This is a genomic window from Streptomyces sp. NPDC093085 (genome assembly GCF_040683935.1).
GTDB lineage: Bacteria > Actinomycetota > Actinomycetes > Streptomycetales > Streptomycetaceae > Streptomyces.
The window spans coordinates 110,149-125,596 of the sequence record NZ_JBFBFB010000009.1 but is presented as its reverse complement, the minus strand read 5'-3'; the positions used below and the strand labels follow the sequence as shown (position 1 = coordinate 125,596).

Here is a 15,448-nt window from a genome sequence, read left to right as displayed (position 1 = left end):
GCCGCCGGAATCGGTGCCTCCGTCGGATCCGGTGACCTCGCCGGCCCCGACGGCCCCGTCGGGAGTCCGCTCGCCGGGACGCTCACCATGCTGCGGCGGCGACCCTGGCTCGGGAAGGTGCTTCTGTTCGCGCTCTTCGCCGCCGTACTGGTGCCCGTCGCCCTCATCCGCTGGCCCGGGACCGCCTGGCCCGACGGGCTCACCGTCGATCTCTCGGGGCCGCTCGGCTCGGCCAGTGAGTGGATCATCGACAACCGGGACAGCCATCCCCTCTTCCTCTACTTCCTCGGCCACCTCAGCAACGCCGTGGTCCTCTCCGTCCGCGCCGTCTACCTGCTGCTGCTCGCCATGGGGTGGGCCGGGGTCACCGCCGCCGCCGGGCTGATCGCCTGGCGGGTCGCCGGGGTGCGGCTCGCGTGCACCACCGCCGCCGCCATCGCCCTCTGCGGGGTGCTCGGCATGTGGGTGCCCACCATGCAGACGCTCGCCCTGATGGTTGTCGCCGTCGCCGCCTCGGTCGTGGCCGGCGCGGTGCTCGGGCTTGCCGCCGGGCTCTCCGACCGGCTCCACCGCGCCCTGCGGCCCGTCCTCGACACCATGCAGGTGCTGCCCGCCTTCGCGTATCTGCTGCCCGTCGTGCTGGTCTTCGGCATCGGCGTCCCCGCCGCCGTCCTCGCGACCGTCGTCTACGCCGCACCGCCGATGGCCCGGCTCACCGCGCTCGGCCTGCGCCACGCCGACCCGGGCGTCATGGAAGCCGTCACCTCGCTCGGGGCCACGCCCCGCCAGCGGCTGCTCACCGCCCGGCTCCCGCTCGCCCGGGGGCAACTGCTCCTCGGCCTCAACCAGACCATCATGATGGCCCTCTCCATGGCCGTCATCGCCTCGGTGATCGGCGCCGGCGGCCTGGGCGACCGCGTCTACCAGGCGCTCGCCTCCGTCGACGTCGGCGCGGCGCTCGCCGCCGGGCTGCCCATCGTGCTGCTGGCCGTCGTCCTCGACCGTACGACCGCCGCCGCCGGTTCCAACTCCGGCTCCAACGCCGGCTCCGGCTCCGGCTCCGGGCGGAGACGTCCGGAGCTCGCCGCCCGGCTCCGTACCGCAGGGGCCGGGTGGGCCGGGTGGGCCGCCGTCGCCGTGGGCACCGCCGTCGTCGCGCTCGCCGGACGCCTCGCCGGGCGGCTCGACTGGCCCCCGGGCGGCACCGTCCGGATCGCCGCCCCCGTCAACCGCGCCGTCGACTGGATGACCGCCCACCTCTACTCCGGCGTCCCCCTCATCGGCGGCACCGCCGACTGGGCGGGCCACTTCACCACCTGGATCCTCGACCCGCTGCGCGGCGGACTCCAGGCGCTGCCCTGGTGGACGCTGCTCCTGATCGTCGCCGCGCTCGCCCTCCTCATCGGGACCTGGCAGACCGCGCTCACCGCCGTGCTCGCCCTCTCCGCCATCGGCGTCCTGGGCGTGTGGCAGCCGTCGCTGGACACGCTCTCGCAGGTGCTGGCCGCCGTCGCGGTCACCCTCGTCGTCGGCTTCGCCACCGGGATCGCCGCCGCGCGCAGCACCCGCTTCGAGAAGGTGCTCCGGCCGGTCCTCGACATCTTCCAGACCCTCCCGCAGTTCGTCTACCTGATCCCCGTGGTCGCGCTCTTCGGCGTCGGCCGCGCCCCGGCCGCCGCCGCTGCCGTCGTCTACGCGCTGCCCGCCGTCGTCCGGATCACCACCCAGGGGCTCCGCCAGGTCGACCCGGCCGCGCTGGAGTCCGCCCGCTCCCTCGGCGCGACCAGTGCCCAGCAGCTCCGCCAGGTCCAACTGCCCCTCGCGGGCCCGGCGCTCCGTCTCGCGCTCAACCAGGGCGTGGTCCTGGTCCTCGCCGTCGTCATCATCGGCGGCCTGGTCGGCGGCGGCGCGCTCGGGTACGACGTGGTGTTCGGCCTGGCCCAGGGCGACCTGGCCACCGGCCTCGTCGCGGGCGCCGCGATCGTCTGCCTCGGCCTGATGCTCGACCGGGTCACCCAGCCCACGGAACGCCGTGGCGGAGAGAGGAAGGGAGCCTGACATGGCACGCACCCGCCCGGTCCGGAGCCGCACGCGATCCGGCGCCCGTACGACCGGATCCCTGGCCCGTACGAACGAATCCGGCGCCCGTACGACCGGATCCCTGGCCCGTACGGCCGGAGCCCTCGCCTCCGTGACCGCGCTGCTCGCCGCCACCGGCTGCGGCGCCGCCGACATGACCAAGCAGGCCTCCCCGTACGCCAACGCCCAGGGGTCGAAGACCGTCACCCTCTCCGTGCAGTCCTGGGTCGGGGCCCAGGCGAACGTGGCCGTGGCGACGTACCTCCTCGAACACGAACTCGGCTACCGCGTCGACACCGTCCAGGTCGACGAGATCCCCGCCTGGGACGCGCTCAGCCAGGGCCGGGTCGACGCGATCCTGGAGGACTGGGGCCACCCCGACCAGGAGCGGCGGTACGTCAAGGAGAAGAAGACCATCACCCCGGGCGGCGGGCTCGGGGTGACCGGGCACATCGGGTGGTTCGTCCCCACGTACTTCGCGCAGCGGCACCCCGACGTGACCGACTGGCGCAACCTCAACAAGTACGCGGACCAGTTCCGCACCCCGGAGTCCGGCGGCAAGGGCCAGCTCCTGGACGGCTCCCCGTCGTATGTGACCAATGACAAGGCCCTGGTGGCCAATCTGAAGCTGAATTACCAGGTGGTCTTCTCAGGCTCGGAGGCCGCGCAGATCACCCAGATCCGGCAGTTCGCCAAGGAGAAGAAGCCGTTCCTGACCTACTGGTACACGCCGCAGTGGCTCTTCCAGCAGGTCCCGATGACGGAGGTGAAGCTCCCCGCGTACACGGAGGGATGCGACGCCGACCCGAAGAAGGTCGCCTGCTCTTACCCGCACACCCCCCTCCAGAAGTACCTGAACGCGGAGTTCGCGAAGAACGGCGGCGGCGCGGCCACCCTCCTGAAGAACTTCCGGTGGACGACCGAGGACCAGAACGAGGTCGCCCTGCTGATCGCGGACCGGAAACTCACACCGGAGAAGGCGGCGGAGACCTGGGTGAAAGCACACGAGCCGACCTGGCGGAAGTGGCTCCCGCCCCGGGAAAAGTAAATCGGGGCCGCTGGACGGCAACCAGGGGCGGGGGCACGGCTACATGTGGCCCAGCAGGGTGTCGATGGTCCAGTCGGCTTGCCGCAGGATGGACTTCAGCGTGCCGGGCGCCAGGCTGGAGTGCAGGGGAACGATGACGGTCCGGTCGGCCGCGCGGTACTTGGCGTGGCTGCCTCGGGTGGAGACATGTCCGAAGCCGCCCGCAAGAGGGCCTTGGCGACCGCTTCCCCGGACAGCCCGCGAGGGAGAGAGGGAGTCACGCGACACGGACCTCGATCGGCGCGGTGATGACCTCGGTCTCGTACGCCTCGGGGACGGGCTCGTCCTCAAGGTACAGTTCCAGCGCCTCGCGCAGGTTGTCGAGCGCTTCCTCGATGGTGGTCCCTTGGCTGGTCACCTCGACCTGAAGGCAACGCGCGACGTACCACTCGTCCTCATGCGTAACGGCGGCGGCCAGGTGCACGGCATGCTGCGTCATGTCGGCCACTGTGGCACGCGAGCCGATCGGCCGGGGGTGCTCCATCGGCAGGCTTCCCTCCCCCGGGCGACCTGCCAGGACTCTCGATCGCTCGGCTGTCCGACGTGACGGGCGGCTGTCCGACGCGACGGGTGACCAGGGGGGCGTTACCGATGGCTGCCGGGGGTGTAGTGCCCGGGCACCATCCGGCTGGTCACGGCGAACCGGTTCCACGCGTTGATCACCGTGATCGCCGCGATGAGATGCGCCAGCTCGGTCTCCTCGAAGTGCGCGGCGGCCTTCGCGTAGACCTCGTCGGGCACGAAGCCGTCCGTCAGGACGGTCACCGCCTCCGCCAGCTCGATCGCCGCGATCTCCTTCGCCGTGTAGAAGTGCCGCGCCTCCTCCCACGCGCTGAGCTGCACGATCCGCTCCACCGACTCGCCGGCCGCCAGCGCGTCCTTGGAATGCATGTCGACGCAGTACGCGCAGTGGTTGATCTGCGAGGCCCGGATCTTCACCAGCTCCAGCACCACCGGATCGACCCCCTGCCGGGCCGCCCGGTCGAGCTGGATCATGGACTTGTAGACCTCGGGAGCGAGCTTCGCGATCGCCAGCCGGGGAGTGTGCTCGGGCAGTCGGTCGGATGCCGTGTTCTTCACCGCTTCGGTCGTCATGATGACGACGCTACGCCGTTGACGGCGGACGGCCAGTGCGCTTCCGGGCAAGATCGCCCCGATACCGCTACCCCTCCGCCTCCCAGCGCGGGCCTTTCTCCCGGTCTCCGCTCCAGACGTACTGCTCCTCTCGTGTCCGTGTCAGCCCGAAGTCGAAGAGCGATGGCGCGCCGCCGCTCTCCCATCTCCGCCAGGCCGTCACGACGGCGTCGGCCAGCCGTCGCGGGCCGCCCTGGAGCGCCGTCGCCCGCCGTGCCCCGGGCGGTGCGGTGAGGGTCGCCCAGGAGGAGTGGCCGTCGTGCAGGTGGGCGGTCGGGCCGCCGCTCCCGCCGGTGTTCGTGGCGATCCGTACGGCCGGGAGCAGCACCCTCAGGGCGAAGAGCAGGTTCCCGTCCGTGAGGGCGCGCGGGTCCCCGGGGAACGGGGACTCCGTATCGGAGGGGACGGCCCCCCGGATCTCATGGAACTCCCTGCCCTGGTCAGGCCCGTACCGGCTGGGCATGAACATTCCCAGCCCCTGCATCCACCCCGAGGCGGACCGGCCGTCGGGCGCGACCGTGAGCGCCACATGGCCGAGCCTGCCCCAGGGGGTGACGATCCGGCCGCCGGGCCCGGTCTGCTCCACCCAGGACCAGGGCACCTCGTCCACCGCGTAGGTCGCGATCACCCGGTCGTACGGCGCGCCCTCCGGCACCCCCAGCGCCCCGTCACCCACCCGCACCGCCACCTCGGCCCCGGCGCGGGCCAGCCGCTCCCGCGCGGCGGCGGCCAGCTCCGCGTCGCACTCGACACTGGTGACACGGCCGGGGCCGGCCCGTATCCCCAGCAGCGCCGCGTTCCACCCCGCGCCCGTGCCGAGTTCGAGCACCCGATGGCCCGGCTCGGGCATCAGCGAGTCGAGCATGTCGGCCACCACCGACACACAGGACAGGCTGGAGGTGGCGACGCCGTCGGTGACCTGGACGACCGTCGCGTCGTACCGTCCCGGGTACACCGCCTCCGCCCACTCCCGTGGGCATCCCAGGGGGGCGGTGGTGCGCTCCACCGGCCGGTACTCCTCGCCGTTCCAGATCCAGACCCGCTCCGGCGCGAACAGGTCCCGGGGCAGCGACTCGACGGCGGCCCTGACCCAGGGGGAATCCCCGGGCCAGCAGCCCCCGGCCGCCATCTCGTCCACCAGGCGCCGACGGTACGCCTCGATGTCCACGGGCATCGTCACTTCCTGCGTTTGCCACTTGGCGGTGGGGGATCGGGCACCTTTCCGTCCGTGTTTCCCGGCGGCGGCTTGCCCTGTGCGGGGTCGGGCGGCGGCTTGGCGTGGTTGCCCATGGTCAACTCCGTTCTCCGCTCTCCCGTCTTTCGGGAGGCGCGCATCCATCGTCACGCACCGCAATAACTCTGCGCAAGGGGCTGATTACTCTATGGCGTCTACTCGCCAGACCTCTCCGCCTCCCCCGGCGCCTCCCCGAACCGTGCGAGCGCCAGCGCGCCCGACACCGCCACCACGAAGCCCGTGACCGCCAGCCACTCCAGGCCGCCCCGGGTCCGGTCGCCCAGCCAGACCACGCCCACCAGAGCCGGGGCGACCGTTTCGCCGAGGACCAGGCCGGCCGTCGCCGTGGTCACCGAGCCGCGTTGCAGCGCCGACGTCAGGAGCAGGAACGCCCCCGCGCCCCCCAGCGGCAGTGCGTACAGCGCCGGGTTCGCCGGGTCGAGCGGGTTCGTCGCGTCGATCAGGCGTACCGCCACCTCCACCACCCCGAAGCCGAGCCCCGCCCCCAGGCCGAGTACCGGCGCCCGCGCCCGTCCCGGCAGCCGCCCCGCCGCCGCGCCCAGCACGGGGATCGCCACCGCTGCCGCCAGCAGTGACCAGCGCAGGGCGGGCGGGGGTGTGCCGTGGCCCTCCGCGCCCGACGCCAGGCCGAGCATCGCCAGGCCCCCGCACACCGCCGCCACCGCGCCCCACTCGGCCGGGGCGAGCCGTGCCCGCAGCACCCGCGCCGCGACCACCGCCGTCACCGCCAGGCTCGCCGCCAGCGCCGCGCCCACCGCGTAGATCGGCAGCGCGCGCAACGCCACGATCTGGAGGACGAACCCCAGCCCGTCCAGGGCGAGTCCGACCACGTACCGCCACTGCCGCACCGCCCGCAGCAGCAGCGCGGGGTCCACCCCGGACCCCGTCCCGGGCTCGGCGGCCCGTGCGGCGACGGCCTGGAACACGGACGCGGTGCCGTAGCAGACCGCCGAACCCAGCGCGCAGATCATCCCGAAGAGCACAGAACGACCCTAGGGCCTCCGCGCACGGAATCGGCCAACTATCCTGTTCGAGTGGCCTGCTGGCCAGAATCGAACATCACGGGGGTGATGCGGTCGTGACCGCGCGTATGGGTAAAGAGGGCAAAGAAGGTCAAGAGGGCGAAGAGGGTAAAGGGAGTCGAGCGGGCAAGGCGGGCGGGCGGAGGATGCGGTCGAGCACCGTCGTCCTGGGGTCCATGGGGGTGCTGGCGCTCGCGCTCACCTCCTGCGGCTCCGAGCCCGACCGGCGGTGCGTCGACCGGGGGTCGGGGACGACCCTGCCGGAGTCCTCCTGCCGGAGCAGTACCGGCGGGGGTTCGTACTACTACGGCGGTTCCAGCCGCGACGGCAAGGTCTCCGGCGGCAGTTACGACAAGCAGGCGGTCGACCGCGGCGGCTTCGGCTGCTCCGGCAAGTCCGGGGGGACGGGCGGCTGATGGAACGTCACACCATCGACCCGCGCCCGGGCTGGCAGCAGACCGTCGAGGAGCAGGGCGTCATCTACCCGCTCACCCGCTACCCGGACGACTCGCTCCGCCCCTACTGGGACGAGAGCGCCTACTACAGCTTCACCCTGCCCGAGGTGGAGGCGCTGGAGGAGGTCGTCGAGGAGCTGCACGCGCTCTGCCTGGACGCCGCCGAGCACATCGTCGCGTACGACCGGTTCGCCGACCTCGGCATCACCGACGCCCGGCTGGCCGCCCTGGTCGCCGAGTCCTGGCGGCGCCGCGCCGAACTGCCGTCCCTGTACGGCCGCTTCGACCTCCGTTACGACGGGACCGGGCGGCCCGCGAAGCTGCTGGAGTACAACGCGGACACGCCCACCTCCCTGGTGGAGGCCGCGAGCGCCCAGTGGTTCTGGATGGAGGACCGCTTCCCCGGCGCCGACCAGTGGAACTCCCTCCATGAACGCCTCGTCGACGGCTGGCGGCGGCAGGCCGCCCTGCTGCCGCCGGGCCCGGTGCACTTCGCCCACTCCGACGACGACGAACTCGGCGAGGACCTGATGACCGTCGCCTATCTCCGCGAGACGGCCGAGCAGGCCGGCCTGGAGACGGCGGCGCTGTCGGTCGAGGAGATCGGCTGGGACCGGCTCTCCGGCCGCTTCGTGGACGACCGGCTCCGGTACATCCGTACCTGCTTCAAGCTCTACCCCTGGGAGTGGCTGGCCACCGACCACTTCGGCCCGCATGTCCTCGACACCCTGGACAACGGCGGCGGTACGGGCACCACCTGCTGGATCGAACCCGCCTGGAAGATGCTCCTCTCCAACAAGGCCCTCCTGGCCGTCCTCTGGGAGCTGAACCCCGGCCACCCCCACCTCCTCCCCGCCTACCTCGACGGCCCCCGCGAACTCGCCGCCACCAGCGGTTACGTCGCCAAGCCGCTGCTGGGCCGGGAGGGCGCCGGGGTGACCATCCACCGGCCGGGCGGTCCGGGCGGTCCGGGCAGTTCGTACGGTCCGGGCGGTCCGGGCAGTTCGTACGGGGCGGACCGGCCTCCGGCCGTACGGGCGGTACGGGACGGCGAGGCGTGCTGCTACCAGGAACTCGCCCCGCTGCCCGCGTTCGACGGCAACCACGTGGTGCTCGGCGCCTGGGTGGTCGGCGACGAGGCGGCCGGCCTCGGCATCCGTGAATCGGCCGGCCTCATCACGGACGGATACGCGCGCTTCCTGCCCCACGTGATCCGCTGACTCCGCTGCCCCTCTACTCCGCTGCTCCTCCTCCTACTCCTGCTACCCCTCCGCCAGCACCGCCCTGAGCTGGTCGAGCCCCCAGTCCAGGTCCTCCTTGCTGATCACCAGCGGGGGCGCGATCCGGATGGTGGAGCCGTGGGTGTCCTTGACCAGGACGCCGTGGTCCATCAGGCGTTCCGAGATCTCGCGGCCCGTGCCGTGGGCCGGTGCGATGTCGACACCGGCCCACAGGCCCCGGCCGCGTACCGCCTCCACCGCGCCGCCGCCCGTCAGCAGGTTCAGTTCGCGGTGGAGGTGGTCGCCGAGTTCACGGGCGCGGTCCTGGAACTCGCCGGTGCGCAGCATCGCGATGACCTCCAGGGCGACCGCGCAGGCCAGCGGGTTGCCGCCGAAGGTCGAGCCGTGTTCGCCGGGGCGGTGCACCCCGAGGATCTCCGCCGAGGAGACCACCGCCGAGACCGGCACCACCCCGCCGCCGAGCGCCTTCCCCAGCACGTACATGTCGGGCACCACGCCCTCGTGCTCGCAGGCGAAGGTCGCGCCCGTCCTGCCGAGCCCCGACTGGATCTCGTCGGCGATGAAGAGCACGTTCCGCGCCCGGGCCAGCTCCCGTACCCCGGCGAGATAGCCGGGCGGCGGCACCAGGACGCCGGCCTCGCCCTGGATCGGCTCCAGCAGCACGGCCACCGTGTTCTCCGTCAGGGCCGCCGCCATCGCGGTGAGGTCCCCGTACGGCACGATCTCGAACCCCGGGGTGTACGGGCCGTAGTCCGCGCGGGCCTCCAGGTCCGTCGAGAAGCTGATGATCGTCGTCGTCCGGCCGTGGAAGTTGTTGCCCGCCACGACGATCTTCGCTCTGCCGTCCGGTACCCCCTTCACCCGGTACCCCCACTTCCGCGCCGTCTTGACCGCTGTCTCCACCGCCTCGGCGCCGGTGTTCATCGGCAGGACCATCTCCATGCCGCAGAGCTCCGCCAGCTCCCGGCAGAAATCGGCGAACCGGTCGTGGTGGAAGGCCCGGGACGTCAGCGTCACCCGGTCGAGCTGCGCCTTCGCTGCATCGATGAGCCGCCGGTTGCCATGGCCGAAATTGAGTGCCGAGTACCCGGCGAGCATGTCGAGGTAGCGCCGCCCCTCGACATCCGTCATCCACGCCCCGTCCGCCGAGGCGACGACGACCGGCAGCGGGTGGTAGTTGTGCGCGCTGTGGGCCTCCGCGGAGGCGATGGCGTGTTCCGTTGCCGCCGTCGTCGCTGCCGCTGCCGCTGTCGTCGCTGGGGTCTCGGTCCTTTTCGTACGCTCCGTAGCCGACACGGGGCTCTCCGATCGTTCAGGTGGTTCATGTCGTTCAGGTGGTTCGTGTGGTTCGTGTGGTTCTTGCGGGTCGTGTCGTTCATCGGCGAGTCGACTAGCTGATCACCAAGCGGATCACCGCGTTGACCGGAGCCTGCCCGTGGCGGTCCCGGGCCGAACCGTTTCGAGCTGTCGGTCCCACCTGAGACAATGCTGAGCATGGCCTCTAGTCCTCGCGCCCTCTCCGGGATCCAGCCCACCGCAGGCTCGTTCCACCTCGGGAACTACCTCGGTGCGGTGCGTCAGTACGTGGCGCTGCAAGACACGCACGATGCGTTCTACATGGTCGTCGACCTGCACGCGATCACCGTCGCGCAGGATCCCGCCGCCCTGCGCGCCAACACGCGGCTGGCCGTCGCCCAGCTCCTGGCCGCCGGGCTCGACCCGCGGCGCTGCACGCTCTTCGTCCAGAGCCATGTGCCCGAGCACGCGCAGCTCGGGTGGGTCATGAACTGCATCACGGGGTTCGGCGAGGCCGCCCGGATGACGCAGTTCAAGGACAAGTCCGCCAAGGAGGGCACCGACCGGGCCACCGTGGGGCTTTTCACGTATCCGATCCTCCAGGTCGCGGACATCCTGCTCTACCAGGCCGACGCCGTCCCGGTCGGCGAGGACCAGCGCCAGCACATCGAGCTGACCCGCGATCTCGCCGAGCGGTTCAACTCCCGCTTCGGGCAGACGTTCACCGTCCCGGCGCCGCACATCGTCAAGGAGGTCGCCAAGATCTACGACCTCCAGGACCCCGCGATCAAGATGAGCAAGTCCGCGTCCACGCCGAAGGGCCTGGTCAACCTGCTGGACGAGCCCAAGGCCACGGCGAAGAAGATCAAGAGCGCGGTGACGGACACCGGCACGGAGATCCGCTTCGACGCGGTCGAGAAGCCCGGCGTCAGCAACCTGCTGACCATCTACTCCACCCTCACCGACACCTCCGTCGCCGACCTGGAGAAGCGGTACGACGGGAAGGGGTACGGCGCGCTGAAGACGGACCTGGCGGAGGTGATGGTCGACTTCGTCACACCGTTCCGGGCCCGTACGCAGGAGTATCTGGACGACCCGGAGACGCTCGACGCCATCCTGGCCGAGGGCGCGGAGAAGGCCCGTACGGTCGCCGCCGAGACCCTGGCCCAGGCCTATGACCGGGTCGGATTCCTGCCCGCCAAGCACTGAGCCCGCCGGGCGGCGGACCCGGCACCGGGCCCGCTGAGCCGGATGGGCGCGGCCCGGCGGAGCGGAAACGGGGGCCCGGGGCCGACCGTACGGACGAATCGGCGTGACGGGGACAGGTCGCCCGGTTACGCCCTGTACCGAGAGCGGCCCTCCGCTCGGGCGACCGCCGGCCGGAGCGCTGGCAGCATGACCGTACGACCGTCACACTAGCGATTCACTGGCGCGTCACACCGGGAAGACCGGCGAGACCGGCGAGACCGGCGAGACCGACGAGATGCCAGACCGACGAGATGGAGGAGAACGACGTGGGGACCGTAACGCTCGGCGTTTCGATCGCGGTCCCGGAGCCCTACGGCACTCTGATCCAGGAGCGGCGTGCGGGCTTCGGTGACCCCGCCGCGCATGGCATCCCCACCCACGTCACGCTGGTGCCGCCCACCGAGGTGGACACCGCCGCGCTGCCCGCGATCGAGGCACACCTCGCCGCCGTCGCCTCGGCGGGGCGCCCCTTCCCCATGCGGCTCTCCGGGACCGGTACGTTCCGCCCGCTCTCCCCGGTCGTCTACATCCAGGTCGTCGAGGGCGCCTCGGCGTGCGCCTGGCTCCAGCGCCGGATCCGGGACGCCTCGGGTCCGCTCGTACGGGAGCTGCAGTTCCCGTACCACCCGCATGTGACCATCGCGCACGGCATCGCGGAGGAGGCGATGGACCGGGCGTACGAGGAGCTGGCGGATTACGCGGCCGAGTGGAGCTGCGCCTCCTTCGCCCTCTACGAGCAGGGCGCCGACGGCGTCTGGCGCAAGGTGCAGGAGTACGCCTTCGGCGGCGGTACGGAGAGCTCGGGGGTGCCCTCCCAGGCCACCCCCGCCGACAGCCCCGAGCCGGTCAGCCCGTAAGCGCGTGAGCAGTACGTGAGCAAGTGCGTGAGCAAGTGCGTGAGCGGTACGTGAGCCCGTGAGCGGACGTCCTGGAGCCGGTACGTCTCAGAGGGGCAGCCTGCGGTAGAGCGGGCCCGGGACCAGCCGCAGCGCCGCCGCCACCGCCCCCAGCGCCCCCGGCACCCACACCGTCCGCGCGCCCCGCCGCAGCCCCGCCTCGATCGCCACGGCCACCTCCCCGGGCGTCGCCGCCAGGGTCAGCGCCGTCGGGGCGACCGGGGCGTCCGGCGCCCCCGGCGGGGTCCACGGGCGGACGAATCCGGGCCGTACGGCCATCACCCGTACCCCCGTGCCGTCCATCGCGTCCGCCAGCCCCCGCGTGAACGCGTCCAGGCCCGCCTTGCCCGCCCCGTAGAGGAAGTCGGCGCGCCGGGGCCGTACCGCCGCCAGCGACGAGAGCACCGCCAGCGCCCCGTGCCCCTGCGCCTGGAGCGCCGCGGCGCAGACCAGGCCGGCGGAGACCGCGCCCGCGCAGTTCGTCCGCACCACCCGCGCGGCGGCCGGCGGGTCCGCCTCGTCCCGCGCCTGGTCGCCCGGGACGCCGAAGGCGAGCACCACCAGGTCGACCGGGCCCTCGGCGAAGACCTTCCCCAGCGCCTCGGGGTGCGCTTCGGGGTCGAGCGCGTCGAAGGCGACGGTACGGACCTCCGCGCCCTGGGCCCGCAGCCCGGCCGCGGCGGCCTCCAGCGCGGGGGAGGGGCGCCCCGCCAGCCAGACGGTACGGGCGCGGCGGACGATCAGGCGGCGCACGGTGGCCAGGGCGATCTCCGACGTACCGCCGAGAACGAGCACGGAGCGCGGCAGCCGCACGAGGGCGGCGTCATTCGTGGATGAGCGCATGCCCGTGACCGTATCGTCAGGATCGACCGGTATCACATACTTCATGGCGTTTGTCGCGATGTGGCTCGTGGTCGTGATGTGGCTCGTGGTGTGGTTACTGATGGAGCCCGGGGCGGTAGACCCTCCCCATGGAGTGGCTGAAAAACCTCCCCGTCATCGGCCCGGTCGTGGCGCGCCTGATGCTGACCCACGCCTGGCGTTCGTACGAGAGGCTCGACCGGGTCCACTGGACGCGGCTCGCCGCCGCCATCACGTTCATCAGCTTTCTCGCGCTCTTCCCGCTGATCACCGTGGCCGCGGCGATCGGTGCCGCGCTGCTCAGCCAGGACCGGCTCGACCGGCTCCAGAACACCATCTCCCAGCAGGTCCCCGGCATCTCGCAGCAGCTCGACCTCAACGCTCTCGTCGCCAACGCGGGCACGGTCGGGCTGGTCGCCGGCGCGCTGCTGCTCTTCACCGGGATCGGCTGGATCGGCTCGATGCGGGAGTGCCTGCGGGCCGTCTGGGAGCTGGCGGACCCGGAGGACGGCAACCCGTTCGTCCTCAAGGGCAAGGACGGGCTGGTCCTGCTCGGCCTCGGCGCGGTCGTGCTCGCCTCGCTCGCCGCCTCCGGGCTCGGCTCGACGGCGGTCGGCTGGAGCGCCGCCCGGCTCGGGATCCCGGAGGGCGGGGCGGGCGGCGTCCTGCTCCGGACCGCCGCGCTCGTGGTGGCCGTACTCGCCGATTTCCTGCTCCTGCTGTACGTCCTGACGCTGCTGCCCCGGGTCCACCCGCCGCGCCGCCGCCTCGTCGTCGCCGCGCTCCTCGGCGCCGTCGGCTTCGAGCTGCTGAAGCTGCTGCTGGGCGGCTATATGAGGAGCGTGGCGACGAAGAGCATGTACGGCGCGTTCGGGGTGCCGGTGGCGCTGCTGCTGTGGATCAACTTCACGGCGAAGCTGCTGCTGTTCTGCGCCGCCTGGACGGCGACGCCGAGCAGGGCCGGGCAGCCGGGCGGGAGCGAGCCGCCGTCCGGTGACGAGCCGCCGGCCGATGACAAGCCGCCGGCCGAGAACGAGCCTCCGCACGCGTTCTCGGACGGGCCCCCGCCCCCGGGACAGGCGGCCGGCGGCGGTGCTACCCGCGCGGACGCCGCCGGACCAGGTCGGGGAGCGGCCAGCGCCGGTTGACCAGGTACGCCGTCCCCGCGAGCAGGACCAGCGCCCCGCCCGTGATGCCGAGCGCGACCCCCGCCCCGCCCGAGCCGCCGTTCGCCGCCGCCACCGGCTGGTGGCCCTCGGCGCCCGCCTTGGTGGCCTCGGGCGACGGGCTCGTACGGGCGGACTTCGGGCCCACCAGGACCCCTACGGGCTTGACCTTCCCGCTCGCCGCGAACCCCCAGTCCAGGAGCCGCGCCGTCTCCTGGTAGACCGCGTGCGGCTCGCCGGACGACGGGTTCATCACCGTGACCAGCAGCTTCTTGCCGTCGCGCTCGGCGACCCCGGTGAAGGTGTTCCCGGCGTGCGTGGTGCTGCCGTTCTTGACGCCCGCGATGCCCTTGTACTGGGTGACCCCGCCGGCGCCGGTCAGCAGCTTGTTGGTGTTCTGGATCTCGAACTTCTCCCGTACGGGCTTGAAGTCCTCCTCCTTCTCCCCCTTCTCCCCCTTTTCCCCCTTCTTCGGCTTCGAGTACTCGCCGGGGAACTTCGCGGTCTGCGTCGAGCTGTACTCCCGGAAGTCCTTCTTCTGGAGGCCGGAGCGGGCGATCAGCGTCAGGTCGTACGCGCTGGAGACCTGGCCCTTCTCGTCGTACCCGTCGGGCGTGACCACATGGGTGTCCAGCGCCTGCAACTCGTCGGCCTGCGCCTGCATCTCGCCGACCGTCTTCTCCACCCCGCCGTTCATCGCGGCGAGCACATGCACGGCGTCGTTGCCGGAGCGCAGGAAGACCCCGAGCCAGAGGTCGTGGACCGTGTACGTCAGGTTCTCCTTGACCCCGACCAGGCTGCTGCCCGCGCCCACGCCCATCAGGTCGGCGTTCTCGACCTTGTACTCCTCGTTCGCGTCCAGCTTCGGCAGCAGCGTGTCCGCGAAGAGCATCTTGAGGGTGGAGGCGGGCGGGAGCCGCCAGTGCGCGTTGTGCGAGGCCAGGACATCCCCGGTCTCGGCGTCCGCGACGATCCACGACCGGCCGCTCAGCTTCTTCGGCAGCACCGGCGCGCCCGCGCCGAGGTTCACCTGGGTCCCCGCCTTGCCCAGCAGCGTCCCGCCGACCGTGGACATCGACGCGGGCGGCTGCGGCTGCCCGTTGCCCGCCCCGTCGGCCCGGCTCTCCGCGGCGGAGGCGGTCGCGGAGGCCGCGGGCGCCTCGGGCGACTCGGGGGCGCCGCTCGCGGCCACGGCGGGCGCGGCGGGCAGCACGGTCAGAACGGGCAGCAGGGCGGCGGCCAGGACCGTCATGGCGGTCCTGGCGGTGGCGGTCCTGGAAGTCCTTGAGGTCCTTGTGGGTGCGGGCACGACGGAGAACGTACAGGGCCCTGTCATGGACGCCGACACCGGCGGTGGCACTCCCGGACCCCGCCGCCGGCGCCGGAACGGCGGCGGCGATACTGGATCCATGAAGCTCAGCCGCCCCGTGTCCTGGTTCCTGCTCGCGTTCGGGGTCTGGAGCTGGTTCATCTGGATCACTTTCGTGAAAAATCTCTGGCAGGACGGCAGCGGGCTCGCTTTCGACGACGCGGGGGACCCGACGGGGTACTTCTGGGTCCACCTGACACTCGCCATCGTGTCCTTTCTTCTGGGGACGGCGATCGGCGTGATCGGGTTCCGCGGAGTCCGCGCGCTCCGGCGTGAAGGGCCGGAGCGGGACGCGTGAGCGGCGCGACGTACCGGCGGCGCGACGTACCGGACGTATCG

At 72.2% G+C, this 15,448-nt stretch carries 16 protein-coding genes; 8 read left to right on the top strand and 8 right to left on the bottom strand.

Going from position 1 to position 15,448, the window contains the following annotated elements:
- Nucleotides 1-87: 87 nt before the first annotated feature.
- The gene (locus AB0O07_RS24010) at nucleotides 88-2,058 is read left to right on the top strand and encodes an ABC transporter permease subunit (RefSeq protein ID WP_365636818.1); all 1,971 of its coding nucleotides are present in this window, start codon (nucleotides 88-90) and stop codon (nucleotides 2,056-2,058) included.
- Between the two features lie 175 nt (nucleotides 2,059-2,233).
- Nucleotides 2,234-3,127 (top strand): ABC transporter substrate-binding protein, encoded by an 894-nt coding sequence (locus AB0O07_RS24005; protein WP_365636816.1) that lies wholly within the window; start codon nucleotides 2,234-2,236, stop codon nucleotides 3,125-3,127.
- A gap of 39 nt (nucleotides 3,128-3,166) precedes the next feature.
- On the opposite strand, the gene AB0O07_RS24000 is transcribed toward AB0O07_RS24005, so the two are convergent.
- The 5 genes from AB0O07_RS24000 to AB0O07_RS23980 all read right to left on the bottom strand — a co-directional run bounded on the left by AB0O07_RS24000 (nucleotide 3,167) and on the right by AB0O07_RS23980 (nucleotide 6,526).
- Entirely contained in the window at nucleotides 3,167-3,394 is a 228-nt protein-coding gene (locus AB0O07_RS24000; RefSeq protein ID WP_365636512.1) for a type II toxin-antitoxin system HicA family toxin, read from the bottom strand.
- On the bottom strand, nucleotides 3,384-3,605 hold the full coding sequence (locus tag AB0O07_RS23995) for a type II toxin-antitoxin system HicB family antitoxin (protein ID WP_365636510.1): 222 nt from the start codon (nucleotides 3,603-3,605) through the stop codon (nucleotides 3,384-3,386). The genes AB0O07_RS24000 and AB0O07_RS23995 overlap by 11 nt, the downstream gene beginning before the upstream one ends.
- A 146-nt stretch (nucleotides 3,606-3,751) precedes the next feature.
- The gene (locus AB0O07_RS23990; protein WP_365636507.1) at nucleotides 3,752-4,261 is read right to left on the bottom strand and encodes a carboxymuconolactone decarboxylase family protein; all 510 of its coding nucleotides are present in this window, start codon (nucleotides 4,259-4,261) and stop codon (nucleotides 3,752-3,754) included.
- A 67-nt stretch (nucleotides 4,262-4,328) separates the two neighbouring features.
- The gene (locus AB0O07_RS23985; RefSeq protein WP_365636505.1) at nucleotides 4,329-5,474 is read right to left on the bottom strand and encodes a methyltransferase domain-containing protein; all 1,146 of its coding nucleotides are present in this window, start codon (nucleotides 5,472-5,474) and stop codon (nucleotides 4,329-4,331) included.
- Nucleotides 5,475-5,689: 215 nt separating this feature from the next.
- On the bottom strand, nucleotides 5,690-6,526 hold the full coding sequence (locus tag AB0O07_RS23980) for a hypothetical protein (protein WP_365636815.1): 837 nt from the start codon (nucleotides 6,524-6,526) through the stop codon (nucleotides 5,690-5,692).
- A 197-nt stretch (nucleotides 6,527-6,723) separates the two neighbouring features.
- Between AB0O07_RS23980 and AB0O07_RS23975 the strand changes: the two genes are divergently transcribed.
- Both AB0O07_RS23975 and AB0O07_RS23970 read left to right on the top strand, forming a co-directional pair.
- Nucleotides 6,724-6,993 (top strand): hypothetical protein, encoded by a 270-nt coding sequence (locus AB0O07_RS23975; RefSeq protein ID WP_365636503.1) that lies wholly within the window; start codon nucleotides 6,724-6,726, stop codon nucleotides 6,991-6,993.
- Entirely contained in the window at nucleotides 6,993-8,252 is a 1,260-nt protein-coding gene (locus AB0O07_RS23970; protein WP_365636500.1) for a glutathionylspermidine synthase family protein, read from the top strand. Before AB0O07_RS23975 ends, AB0O07_RS23970 begins: the two co-directional genes overlap by 1 nt.
- 42 nt (nucleotides 8,253-8,294) lie before the next feature.
- On the opposite strand, the gene rocD is transcribed toward AB0O07_RS23970, so the two are convergent.
- Complete coding sequence (gene rocD / locus AB0O07_RS23965; RefSeq protein ID WP_365636813.1) at nucleotides 8,295-9,482, bottom strand: ornithine--oxo-acid transaminase; 1,188 nt, start codon at nucleotides 9,480-9,482, stop codon at nucleotides 8,295-8,297.
- Nucleotides 9,483-9,767: 285 nt separating this feature from the next.
- Here rocD and trpS point away from each other — a divergent pair, with 285 nt between their 5' ends.
- Nucleotides 9,768-10,778 (top strand): tryptophan--tRNA ligase, encoded by a 1,011-nt coding sequence (gene trpS, locus AB0O07_RS23960; protein WP_365636498.1) that lies wholly within the window; start codon nucleotides 9,768-9,770, stop codon nucleotides 10,776-10,778.
- Nucleotides 10,779-11,083: 305 nt separating this feature from the next.
- A complete protein-coding gene (locus AB0O07_RS23955; RefSeq protein WP_365636495.1) occupies nucleotides 11,084-11,674 on the top strand; it encodes a 2'-5' RNA ligase family protein in 591 nt (196 codons plus the stop codon).
- Nucleotides 11,675-11,761: 87 nt separating this feature from the next.
- Here AB0O07_RS23955 and AB0O07_RS23950 read toward each other — a convergent pair whose 3' ends face one another.
- Complete coding sequence (locus AB0O07_RS23950) at nucleotides 11,762-12,556, bottom strand: SDR family NAD(P)-dependent oxidoreductase (RefSeq protein WP_365636492.1); 795 nt, start codon at nucleotides 12,554-12,556, stop codon at nucleotides 11,762-11,764.
- A gap of 128 nt (nucleotides 12,557-12,684) precedes the next feature.
- Here AB0O07_RS23950 and AB0O07_RS23945 point away from each other — a divergent pair, with 128 nt between their 5' ends.
- A complete protein-coding gene (locus tag AB0O07_RS23945; RefSeq protein ID WP_365636489.1) occupies nucleotides 12,685-13,722 on the top strand; it encodes a YhjD/YihY/BrkB family envelope integrity protein in 1,038 nt (345 codons plus the stop codon).
- Here AB0O07_RS23945 and AB0O07_RS23940 read toward each other — a convergent pair.
- Nucleotides 13,670-15,211 carry a D-alanyl-D-alanine carboxypeptidase gene (locus AB0O07_RS23940; RefSeq protein WP_365636487.1) on the bottom strand — a complete coding sequence of 514 codons (1,542 nt, stop codon included), beginning with the start codon at nucleotides 15,209-15,211 and terminating at the stop codon, nucleotides 13,670-13,672. The two genes, AB0O07_RS23945 and AB0O07_RS23940, sit on opposite strands and share 53 nt — an antisense overlap.
- Between AB0O07_RS23940 and AB0O07_RS23935 the strand changes: the two genes are divergently transcribed.
- The gene (locus tag AB0O07_RS23935; RefSeq protein WP_365636484.1) at nucleotides 15,150-15,407 is read left to right on the top strand and encodes a hypothetical protein; all 258 of its coding nucleotides are present in this window, start codon (nucleotides 15,150-15,152) and stop codon (nucleotides 15,405-15,407) included. The genes AB0O07_RS23940 and AB0O07_RS23935 overlap by 62 nt on opposite strands.
- Nucleotides 15,408-15,448: the final 41 nt, after the last annotated feature.